Below are 9,899 nucleotides of genomic sequence, written 5' to 3'. Positions count from 1 at the left end.
GGACCGGGCTCCCGCCCGCCGGAACGGCGGCGACGTGGGCGGGTCCGCCGGGGACGGCGCGGAGCGCGCTGCCGACCACGAGCGACGGAACGGCGGCGACGGCCGGGGCAGCGCGGTGACGGGCGACGGTCCGTGGTCGGGGTGGCGCGAGGCCGCGGAGCGGGCGCTGTACGGGGACGCGGCCATCACCGGCGCGACCGGCGGCGCGGCGGAGACCGCCGACGGGCCGCTGAACGAGGGGCCGCTGAGCGAGGGGGCGCTGAGCGAGGGGGCGGGCGGGTTCTTCCTGCGGGAGGCGCCCGCCTCGCACTTCCGGACCGCCGTGCACGCGTCGCCGCTGTTCGCGGGCGCGGTGGCGACGCTGCTGCTGCGGGTGGACGAGGCACTCGGCCACCCCCCGGTGCTGGACCTGGTCGACGTCGGGGCGGGCCGCGGCGAACTGCTGACGGGGGTGCTGGCCGCCCTCCCCCCGTCCGTCGCCGAGCGGGTCCGGCCGTGCGCGGTGGAGCGCGCCGCGCGACCGGCGGGGGTGCCCGGCCGCATCGCCTGGTCCGGCCGTCCGCCCGCCGGCACCACAGGGCTGCTGTTCGCCAACGAGTGGCTGGACAACGTCCCGCTGGACGTGGTGGAGAGCGACGACGCCGGACGCCGCCGCCATGTGCTGGTCCGGGCAGACGGCCGGGAACGCCACGGCGGGCCGGTCACCGGCGAGGACGCGGCGTGGCTGCGGCGCTGGTGGCCCGCGTCCGGGGCACCGGGTGAGCGGGCCGAGATCGGGCGGACGCGGGACGCTGCCTGGGCCGACGCGGTGGGGACGCTGCGGCGCGGCCTCGCGGTGGCCGTGGACTACAGCCACACGCGCGACGCCCGTCCGCCGCTGGGCAGCCTGACCGGGTACCGGGACGGCCGGCAGGTCGCCCCGGTACCGGACGGGCGCTGCGACCTGACCGCGCACGTCGCGCTGGACGCGTGCGCGGCAGCGGGCGCGGCGGCGCCGGGGGCGGGCGCGCCGCAGCTCCTGACGCAGCGGGCGGCGCTGCGCCTGCTGGGAACGGACGGTCGACGGCCGCCGCTGGAGCTGGCCCGGACCGACCCGGCGGCCTATCTGCGGGCGCTGGCGCGGGCGGGCGAGGCGGCGGAGCTGACGGCCCCGGACGGGTTCGGCGGTTTCACCTGGCTGGTGCAGCCGGTCGCCGTCCCGTCCCCGTTGGCGGCGGTGCCGGCGCAGCCACCCGGGCGGCCCGCCCCGTCCTGACCCGTCCTGATCACCCGGTGCGTCCGGGCCGACCACGCGGGCACAGCATCCGACCGCGCGGCCCGAGAACCGGCGGGCCGGGGGCGGGCGACCCGGGCAGCCCGCCGGCGAGCGGGCGTCGCGGGCGCCGGGAGGCTGCAGGGCCTGGCCGCACCGGCCGCGACCAGGGGTTCCCGACCGGCGGGGCGCGCCGTTCGGTGGGACGCTTCTTCGTGCGGCGGGTGTTCCGCCGTCCGGTGGCCCTCGGCGTGCGCGGCTTCTCCGCCCGCCGGGTGGTGCGACCGGCGGAGCGCGGGCGGCCGCCGTGGCGCCCGGGTGGCGCCGAGGAGCTGCGATGGGACAGGGCGTGCACGTCACCGAGCTGCCGGGCGTCGGCACCCGGTACGACGTCGATCTGACCGACGACGAGAACCGGGTCTCCGTGGTGGTGCGCCCCGGCGGCACCCGCTATCTCTACGTCTTCGCCACGCGGTCGGCCGAGCCGACCGCGGTGCTGGAGCTGACCGACGAACAGGCCCGCAAGCTGGCCGCGGTGCTCTCCGCGACCTTCTACGAGGGCTGAGGCCGGGCGGTGCACGCCGACCTGGTCGGCCTCGGGGCGGTGCTGCTGCTGGCGGCCCTCGTCGCCCGCGGTGCGCGGCGGGTCGGGCTGCCGTCGGTCCCCTGCTACATGCTGGTCGGGATTCTGCTGGGCCCCGGCACGCCGGGACCGGTGCTGATCGAGCACCCCGACGACCTGTCGGTGCTGGCCGCGCTGGGGCTGGTGCTGCTGCTGTTCCACCTCGGCGTGGAGTTCCCGCTGGAGCAGGTGGTCGGCGGCGGGCGGCGGCTGTTCCTGGCGGCGGCCTGCTACATCGGGCTGAACATCACCGCCGGGCTGATCTTCGGCTTCTCCCTGGGCTGGGGCGGTGCGGAGGCGCTGGTCGTGGCGGGGGCGTTGGGGATCTCCTCCTCCGCCATCGCCACCAAGCTGCTCATCGAGCTGCAGCGGCTGACCAACGCCGAGACCCCGGTGATCCTGGGGATCATCGTCATCGAGGACCTGTTCCTCGCCTTCTACCTGGCGCTGCTGTCGCCGGTGCTGTCCGGTGCGGACTCGCCTGGGGCACTGGCGGGGCACATCGCCCTCAGCTTCGGCTTCCTGGTGGTGCTGTTCGCGGTGGCGCGCTGGGGTGCGCGGGCGGTGGGCGGGCTGATCGGCAGCCGCGAGGACGAGCTGCTGGCCGTCGCAGCGATCGGCCTGGCGGTGCTGGTCGCCGGCCTCTCCGACGAGGTGGGCGTCTCGGACGCCATCGGTGCCCTCATGGTGGGCCTGGTCGTCTCCCGCACCCGGTTCCGGGAGCGGGTGGAGCGGATCGTGCTGCCGCTGCGGGACGTGCTGGCGACGGTCTTCTTCGTGGCGTTCGGCCTGACGATCGACGTGGGCGACCTGGGCGGCGTCGCCGTCCCGGCGCTGATCGCCGTCGCCGTCACGGTCGTCACCAACGTGACGGCCGGGGTGCTGGCGGCGCGGCTGTTCGGCTTCAACCAGCGGGGGGCGGCCAACATCGGGCTGACGGTGCTGGCCCGGGGCGAGTTCTCGCTGATCCTGGTGACGCTGGCGATCGCCGCCGGACTGGACGCGCGGCTCGGCCCCTTCGTCGCCCTCTACGTGCTGCTGCTGGCCGTGACGGCGCCCCTGCTGGCGGCGGGTTCCCGCTACCTGGCACGGGTGATGCCGGACTGGCTGCTGCGGTCCGACTGGACCTACGTGCGGGAGGAGACCATCAGCACCTCCTGCACGCATCTGGACCAGATCCGCGTGACCAGCACCGACGCCGCCGCGTGCCGCGGGTGCGAGGAGCTCGGCACCGACTGGGTGCAGCTGCGGCTCTGCACAACCTGCGGCCACGTCGGCTGCTGCGACGACTCGCCCCACCAGCACTCGCGACGCCACGCCGAGGAGGCGCGGCACCCGGTGATCCAGTCCGCCGAGCCGGGCGAGGACTGGCGGTTCTGCTTCATCGACGACACCCTCGTCCGCGCCCCGATGGGCCGCTCCCGCGACAAGCGCTGAGCAGCCGCCTCACGTCCGCGCCGATGGATCTGTCCGTTCCGGGCCGCGGCGGCCGGTGGTGCGACTACCTTGTGGCTGCGGAAACGTTCTGAGGGGGGCGGGGATGGACTTCACCGAGATTCGACGCGCGGTCCGGAAGGGCCGGGGGCAGGCGATCGTGAGTGTCCGGGAGCTGCGGGAGTGCGCCGGGAAGGGCCGCGCCGGAACGCGGGTGGTCCAGGAGATCTCCGCGGCACTGGTCGAGGACGGCTTCGGCCACCTGCCGTTCGAACTGCCCCGGGACCAGGACCGCAAGGTCCTCATCTACCTGGCAGACAGCGAGACCGGCCGCCTGCTGGACGCGGTCGGCAGGACCGCGAGCCCGGGGCCCCGCTCCGATGCGGCGGTCGCCACGGTGGACCGGTTGCTCGTCCGCGGCTGACCGGGCCCTCAGGGCGCGGCGCTCGGCACGGTGCGCGGTGCGGTTCACTCGGCACGGTTGGCACGGTGGCGGCCGGTGCGTGCCCGCGATAACCGCTGGCCGCGCGTGTGCCCCGGGTGACAGGGTGCCCGCCATGGAGAACCACGCCGACGCCGCCCGCCTCGCCCTGCTGCGGAACCAGTTCGACCTGACCTGGGCGCTGCTGGAGTACCACCTCGACCGGCTGGTGGAGGCGGACGTCCACTGGGAGCCGGCGCCGCTGTGCTGGGCGGTGCGGCAGGGCGACAACGGCCGGTGGGTGCCGGACTGGGCCGACGCCGAGCCCGACCCGGTGCCCGTGCCGACCGTCGCCTGGCTCACCTGGCACGTGGACTGGTGGTGGACGACCGCGCTGCGGCTGCTGCGCGGGGAGGAGCCGCCGGCCCGGGAGGCCGTGGTCTGGGCGGGCGACGGCGCGGCGGCGGTGACGCGGCTGCGGGCGCTGCGCGAGGAGTGGGCGGCGGCGTTGGCGGACGGTTCGCCGGGCGCGCTGGACGCGGAGGCGCCGTTCCCGTGGCCGCCGGGGTCCGACCGGACCGCTGCCGACACCGCCGCCTGGGTCAACGCCGAGCTGATGAAGAACGCGGCGGAGATCGGCCAGCTGCGGCTGCTGCGCGCCGCCGGTGCGCGACCGACCGCCGGCTGACCGTCCCGGCCGGTTCCCTCGCCCCGGACCGTCCCGGCCGGGTCGGCTGCTACTTGTCGATGTCTCCGACGACGAAGAAGAACGACCCCAGGATCGCGACCATGTCGGCGACCAGGGTCCCGGGGAGCAGGTCGACCAGCGCCTGGATGTTGTTGAACGAGGCCGAGCGCAGCTTCAGCCGGTGCGGGGTCTTCTCCCCCTTGGAGACCAGGTAGTAGCCGTTGAGCCCGAGGGGGTTCTCCGTCCAGGCGTAGGTGGCGCCCTCCGGGGCCTTCAGCACCTTGGGGAGCCGCTGGTTCACCGGCCCGGGCGGCAGTTCGGCGAGCCGGTCCAGGCAGGCGTCGGCGAGTTCGAGGGCGTTGCGGGTCTGGTCCAGCAGCACCTCGAACCGGGCGAGGCAGTCGCCCTCCGACCGGACGGCGACGCGCAGCACGTCACCCAGTTCGCCGTACGCCAGGTAGGGCTCGTCGCGGCGGAGGTCGAAATCCACGCCGCTGGCGCGGGCGATCGGGCCCGACACGCCGTAGGAACGGGCGACGGCCGGGTCCAGCACGCCGACGCCCCGGGTGCGGGAGCGGAACACCTCGTTGCCGAGCACCAGGTCGTCGAAGCGGCCGAGCCGCCCCCGGACCCCGGCGACGGCTCCCCGCGCCCGGTCGGTCCAGCCGGCGGGCAGGTCCTCCTTGAGCCCGCCCACCCGGTTGAACATGTAGTGCATCCGGCCGCCGGACAGCTCCTCCATGACGTGCTGGAGGTCCTCCCGCTCGGTGAACGCGTAGAACATCGGCGTGATGCCGCCCAGCTCCAGCGGGTACGAGCCCAGGAACATCAGGTGGTTGAGCGCCCGGTTCAGCTCCGCGAGCAGGGTGCGCAGCCAGACGGCCCGCTCGGGCACCTCCATGCCGAGCATCCGCTCGACGGCGAGCACCACGCCCAGCTCGTTGGAGAAGGCGGAGAGCCAGTCGTGCCGGTTGGCGAGCACGATGATCTGGCGGTAGTCGCGCGCCTCGAACAGCTTCTCCGCACCGCGGTGCATGTAGCCGACGACGGGTTCCGCGCGGGTGATGCGCTCCCCGTCCAGCACCAGCCGCAGCCGCAGCACGCCGTGGGTGGAGGGGTGCTGCGGGCCGATGTTGAGCACCATGTCGGTGCTCTCGGCGGCTCCCCCGACGCCCACCGTAGTGGTGCCGGTGCCACCGGCGCCGTGCGGTCCGGTCACGGGGTGCGGGGCCCCGGCCCCGGTGCTCGTCTGCGCCATGCGGGTCAGTCTGGCAGCTTCACGCGGGTGCGGGAGCCCCCGGCGCCCGGCCGGTCGGTGACGCCCTGCTGAAGCCCGGCGGAGCGCCGTAAGCTCGTGGCATGGACAGCATGGTGCGGGAGCCGGTCGACCCTCCGGCCGAGAAGTGGCAGCGGGTCAAGCCCGCCCTGTTGACCGTCTGGCGGCTGGTGATGGTGATGTGGGTGGTGCCGCCGCTGCTGGTGGCGGCGATCCTGCCGGCGGTCCTCGGCGCGCCCTCCTGGTCGCTGCTGGCGCTCGCGCCGCTGCTGACGGGGGTGTGGCTGTGGTGGGTGATCGGTCGCCACCAGCGTTCCTGGCGCTACCTGGAGCGTGAGGACGACCTGCTCATCAGCAAGGGCGTGCTCTGGCGGCAGATGATCGTGGTCCCCTACGGCCGCATGCAGCTGGTGGAGGTCACCTCGGGCCCGCTGGACCGGAAGTTCGGCCTGGCGCGCCTCCAGCTCCACACCGCCGCGGCCGCGACGGACGCCACCATCCCCGGGCTCGACCCGGACGAGGCGGAGCGGCTGCGTGACCGGCTGACCGAGCTGGGCGAGTCCCGGTCGGCGGGGCTGTGATGGCGGACGACCACACCCGACCGGCGGCGCCGGGCACCGGCCCGGTGACGACGGGGACCGAGCGGCCCGACGGGACCGACGGGACCGACCGAAACGACGGGGCCGAGCAGCCCGACCGGGCCGACCTCCGGGCGGACGCCCGCACGGCGCCGCCCGCGGAGCAGCCCGTCGAGGCCGCCGAGGCCGGGACGGACACGGATCGGGACACGGACACGACCACCCACACCGATACAGACACCGACACCGACACCCACACCGATACAGACACCGACACCGACACCGCGGCGACGGTGAAGGGCGACCCTGCTGAGGCGTTCCCCGACGGCCAGGGCGAACGCCTGCACCCCGTGACCCCCTGGCGCCGTGCCTGGGCGCCGCTGGCCGGCCTGGCCGCGCTCGCATTCAACAACCCGCAGCAACTGCGCAACCTGGCCGACCTGGGCATCGGACCGCTGCTGCTCGTCCTCGCGGGCATACTCGCCGCCGCCGCCCTCTACGGGTTCCTCTCCTGGCGGGTGACGCGGTTCCTGGTGACCGACACGGAACTGCGCATCCGCACCGGCCTGTTGTTCCGTCGCAGCGCCCATCTGCGCCTGGACCGCATCCAGTCGATCGACCTGAGCCGCCCGCTGTTGGCGCGGCTGGTCGGCGTGGCCAAGCTCAAGATGGAGGTCGTCGGGGCCGGTTCCTCGGACGAGTTGGCCTTCCTCGGCGAGGCCAAGGCCCGTGAGCTGCGGGCCGAGTTGCTGGCGCGCGCCGCCGGCATCACCCCGGACGCCGCCCGGACGGCCGGCGAGGCGCCCGCCCGGCAGCTGCTCCGGGTGGAGACCGGCACCCTGGTGAAGTCGCTGCTGCTGCTCGGCGCGGGCTGGGGCGCGCTGCTCTTCCTGCTGCTCGTCGCGCCCGGCATGTACCTGCTGACCGGCAGCATCTTCGCCACCCTGGCCGTCTGCGTGCCGTTCGCGGCCGTTGTCTGGCAGACCGGGATCGGCGGCTTCCTCACGCAGTACGACTGGACGGTCAGCGAGTCGCCCGACGGGCTGCGGCTGGACCACGGCCTGCTGCAGCGGGACCACGCGACGGTGCCGCCCGGGCGCGTGCAGTCGGTCGACATCGTCGAACCGCTGCTGTGGCGCTCCCGCGGCTGGGCGCGGCTGGAGATCATGGTCGCCGGCGAGGGTGTCGAGAACGGCATGCTGGTTCCGGTCGCGAGCCGCGCGGAGTGTGCGCAGCTGATCGCCCGCTTCCTGCCGGGCGTCTCGATCGACGAGGCGGTGGCCGCGGTCCGCCCCTCGCCCCGGCGCGGCCGCTGGGCGGTGCCGATCTGGTACCGGGGCTACGGCCACGGGGTGACGGAGACGGTGTTCGTGGCGCGCCGTGGGCGGCTGAAGCGGATTCACACCCTCGTGCCGCACGCCAAGGTGCAGAGCATCCGGCTCAGCCGGGGCCCGTGGATGCACCGGCTGCGGCTGGCCGACCTTCAGGTGCACCACGGCGGCAACGGCACGGCGGCCGCCCGGCTCATGGACCTGGAGCACGCCCGCGAGGAGATCGCGGCACAGGCGGAGCGCTCCCGGCTCGGGCGTCGTTCCGCCGCCCCGGAGCGCTGGCTGACCGGCACGACGGCCCCGGGCGCGGACGGGTCGGTCAGGTCGGACGGGTCGGACGGCGCGGACGGCGCGGACGGATCGGCGGGGACCGGGCCGGACGCCACCGACACGCCGACCGCTGCCTCCGAGCCGGCGACGGCCGGGAACGGCGGCGGGGACGGGCGACCGGCCGCCCCCGAAGAGCCCTCCCGCCCGGACGCCCACCCGAGTGGCACCGAGCCGGCCGAGGGCGCCGAGCCGACCGACGGTGCCGGGACCGGCACCGAGCGGACCCACCCCGAGCGCGCCGAGGGCGGCCGGACCGACGGCGCCCAGGGCTGACAGCGGGCGCCCTCGGCGCGTCACCGTCACCCGCAGTGACGACCGACGGGCCGGGCCCGGCAGCCACCCGTCGGTGGCGCCGGGCCCGGCCCGTCGGTCGTCCCGCCCCGCGATGCCGCGGGGAGGTGTCAGAGTTCGGTGACGCCGGGCTCCGCCGGTCCCTCGCCGTCCTCGTCCTCGTCGTCGACGAGGACCGGCGAGCCGTGGTGCGCCCAGATCTTCCACGCGCCGTCGTCCGCCCGGCGGAAGACGTTCGTGGCGACGACCAGGCCGCCGACGAGCGGGCCGGCGGAGCCGTCGTCCTCGGCGGGGCCGCCGGAGAGGATGTTCTCGGTACAGGTCACGACGGCGGTGTCGCCCAGCACCTCGATCTCCACGTCCGTCAGGAAGAACTGGATGTACTCGGTGCCGGCCATGATCAGCGCGTAGGAGCGCATCACCTCCGAGCGACCGGAGAGCACGGGCCAGCCCGGGTGGACGACGCTGACCCGGTCGTGCAGCCACTGGTCGGCCATCGCCTCCAGGTCGCCGGCCTCCAGCGCGTCGTAGAGGGCGGTGTTGGCGGCCTCCACGGCCTCGATGTCGGTGCGCGCGCTCATGTCCGCTCCCCCGGTCCCGCTGCTGCTTCCACCGCCCGGGCGACCCGTACCGCGTCGGCGGACGGGCCGACGTCGTGGACCCTGACCGCCCAGGCCCCGTCCCGCGCGGCGATCGCGGTGACCGCCGCGGTGGCGGCGTCGCGCTGCCTCGCCGGGGGCGGCGTGCCGTCCGGGGCGGCCAGCACGCGGCCGAGGAAACGTTTACGCGAGGCGGCGACCAGCATCGGCCGCCGCAGTTCGGCGGCGAGCCGCCGCAGGCCGGCCACCAGCGCGAGGTCGTGCGGCGCCTGCTTGGCGAAGCCGAGCCCGGGGTCGACGACGACGCGCTCCTCGGCGATGCCGCCGTCGACGGCGGCATCGACCGCCTCCCGCAGTTCGGCCAGCACCTCGCCGACCGGGTCGGTGTAGACGGCGCGGGTGTTCATGTCGGCGCTCTGGCCGCGCCAGTGCATCACCACGAAGGGCACGCCGAGTTCGGCGACGACCGGCACCATGCGGGAGTCGGCGCGTCCGCCGCTGACGTCGTTGACCAGCCGCGCCCCCGCGGCGACGGCTTCCGCCGCCACCGAGGCGCGCATGGTGTCCACGGAGACGGCGACCCCCTCGGCGGTCAGCGCCCGCACCACCGGCACGACGCGGCGCAGCTCCTCGGACTCGTCCACCCGGCTGGCGCCCGGCCGGGTGGACTCGCCGCCCACGTCGACGAGGTCGGCACCGTCGGCGACCAGTTCCAGACCGTGCTTGATCGCGGCGGACGGCTCGAACCACATCCCGCCGTCCGAGAAGGAGTCGGGGGTGACGTTGACCACGCCCATGACCGCGCATCGGTCCCATGCCGGCAGGCCGTCCACCACACCCCGCGGGGCGGGCTCGTGACCGGGTGAGAGCTGCATGCGACCAGGGTAGGCGCTGTGGCTCGGATGATCGCTGGGAGACCGGGACGCCGGGGGCGTGACCGGTGCCGACACCGGCGCGGATGCTGCGCCGTCCGGGTGACGCAGCGGGCGCCGCCCCCGGGCGTGCCGCACCGGTCGGACGCGGCGCGAACCCTCGGTCGCGCGCCGCCGGTGGCCGCGTCCGCGCCCCGACGGCGGG

Annotated in this window: 10 protein-coding genes; 7 read left to right on the top strand and 3 right to left on the bottom strand. The window is 75.4% G+C overall.

Going from position 1 to position 9,899, the window contains the following annotated elements; genetic code table 11:
- Window positions 1-115 precede the first annotated feature (115 nt).
- The 5 genes from HCN56_RS19765 to HCN56_RS19745 all read left to right on the top strand — a co-directional run bounded on the left by HCN56_RS19765 (window position 116) and on the right by HCN56_RS19745 (window position 4,417).
- The gene (locus tag HCN56_RS19765) at window positions 116-1,255 is read left to right on the top strand and encodes an SAM-dependent methyltransferase (RefSeq protein ID WP_167973047.1); all 1,140 of its coding nucleotides are present in this window, start codon (window positions 116-118) and stop codon (window positions 1,253-1,255) included.
- A 334-nt stretch (window positions 1,256-1,589) separates the two neighbouring features.
- Window positions 1,590-1,817, top strand: coding sequence for a cation:proton antiporter regulatory subunit (locus HCN56_RS19760; protein ID WP_167973042.1), 228 nt, complete (start codon window positions 1,590-1,592; stop codon window positions 1,815-1,817).
- A gap of 9 nt (window positions 1,818-1,826) precedes the next feature.
- Entirely contained in the window at window positions 1,827-3,311 is a 1,485-nt protein-coding gene (locus HCN56_RS19755) for a cation:proton antiporter domain-containing protein (RefSeq protein ID WP_167973040.1), read from the top strand.
- Between the two features lie 103 nt (window positions 3,312-3,414).
- Window positions 3,415-3,732 (top strand): hypothetical protein, encoded by a 318-nt coding sequence (locus tag HCN56_RS19750; RefSeq protein WP_167973038.1) that lies wholly within the window; start codon window positions 3,415-3,417, stop codon window positions 3,730-3,732.
- A gap of 133 nt (window positions 3,733-3,865) precedes the next feature.
- Window positions 3,866-4,417 carry a DinB family protein gene (locus HCN56_RS19745; protein ID WP_167973036.1) on the top strand — a complete coding sequence of 184 codons (552 nt, stop codon included), beginning with the start codon at window positions 3,866-3,868 and terminating at the stop codon, window positions 4,415-4,417.
- 49 nt (window positions 4,418-4,466) lie between these two features.
- Here HCN56_RS19745 and HCN56_RS19740 read toward each other — a convergent pair whose 3' ends face one another.
- Window positions 4,467-5,561: an NADH-quinone oxidoreductase subunit D gene (locus HCN56_RS19740; protein WP_167973045.1), complete on the bottom strand. Its 1,095-nt coding sequence runs from the start codon at window positions 5,559-5,561 to the stop codon at window positions 4,467-4,469.
- Between the two features lie 215 nt (window positions 5,562-5,776).
- Between HCN56_RS19740 and HCN56_RS19735 the strand changes: the two genes are divergently transcribed.
- Together HCN56_RS19735 and HCN56_RS19730 are read left to right on the top strand one after the other, a co-directional pair.
- Complete coding sequence (locus HCN56_RS19735) at window positions 5,777-6,274, top strand: PH domain-containing protein (protein ID WP_167973034.1); 498 nt, start codon at window positions 5,777-5,779, stop codon at window positions 6,272-6,274.
- Entirely contained in the window at window positions 6,274-8,205 is a 1,932-nt protein-coding gene (locus tag HCN56_RS19730; RefSeq protein ID WP_245246769.1) for a PH domain-containing protein, read from the top strand. The genes HCN56_RS19735 and HCN56_RS19730 overlap by 1 nt, the downstream gene beginning before the upstream one ends.
- A 128-nt stretch (window positions 8,206-8,333) precedes the next feature.
- Here HCN56_RS19730 and HCN56_RS19725 read toward each other — a convergent pair whose 3' ends face one another.
- Both HCN56_RS19725 and folP read right to left on the bottom strand, forming a co-directional pair.
- Entirely contained in the window at window positions 8,334-8,804 is a 471-nt protein-coding gene (locus HCN56_RS19725; protein ID WP_167973032.1) for a nuclear transport factor 2 family protein, read from the bottom strand.
- A complete protein-coding gene (gene folP, locus HCN56_RS19720) occupies window positions 8,801-9,697 on the bottom strand; it encodes a dihydropteroate synthase (RefSeq protein WP_167973030.1) in 897 nt (298 codons plus the stop codon). Before folP ends, HCN56_RS19725 begins: the two co-directional genes overlap by 4 nt.
- Window positions 9,698-9,899: the final 202 nt, after the last annotated feature.

This window comes from Streptomyces lonarensis, assembly GCF_012033735.1.
GTDB classification, from domain to species: Bacteria; Actinomycetota; Actinomycetes; order Streptomycetales; family Streptomycetaceae; genus Streptomyces; species Streptomyces lonarensis.
This window is presented reverse-complemented; position numbering and strand designations above follow the sequence as displayed.

What these genes read in the sequence shown, in the direction of transcription:
- HCN56_RS19760 (WP_167973042.1), top strand. Translation starts at nt 1,590, where the DNA reads ATGGGACAGGGCGTGCACGTCACCGAGCTGCCGGGCGTCGGCACCCGG.
- HCN56_RS19750 (WP_167973038.1), top strand. Translation starts at nt 3,415, where the DNA reads ATGGACTTCACCGAGATTCGACGCGCGGTCCGGAAGGGCCGGGGGCAG.
- HCN56_RS19745 (WP_167973036.1), top strand. Translation starts at nt 3,866, where the DNA reads ATGGAGAACCACGCCGACGCCGCCCGCCTCGCCCTGCTGCGGAACCAG.
- HCN56_RS19740 (WP_167973045.1), bottom strand. Translation starts at nt 5,561, where the DNA reads ATGGTGCTCAACATCGGCCCGCAGCACCCCTCCACCCACGGCGTGCTG.
- HCN56_RS19735 (WP_167973034.1), top strand. Translation starts at nt 5,777, where the DNA reads ATGGACAGCATGGTGCGGGAGCCGGTCGACCCTCCGGCCGAGAAGTGG.
- HCN56_RS19730 (WP_245246769.1), top strand. Translation starts at nt 6,274, where the DNA reads ATGGCGGACGACCACACCCGACCGGCGGCGCCGGGCACCGGCCCGGTG.
- HCN56_RS19725 (WP_167973032.1), bottom strand. Translation starts at nt 8,804, where the DNA reads ATGAGCGCGCGCACCGACATCGAGGCCGTGGAGGCCGCCAACACCGCC.
- folP (WP_167973030.1), bottom strand. Translation starts at nt 9,697, where the DNA reads ATGCAGCTCTCACCCGGTCACGAGCCCGCCCCGCGGGGTGTGGTGGAC.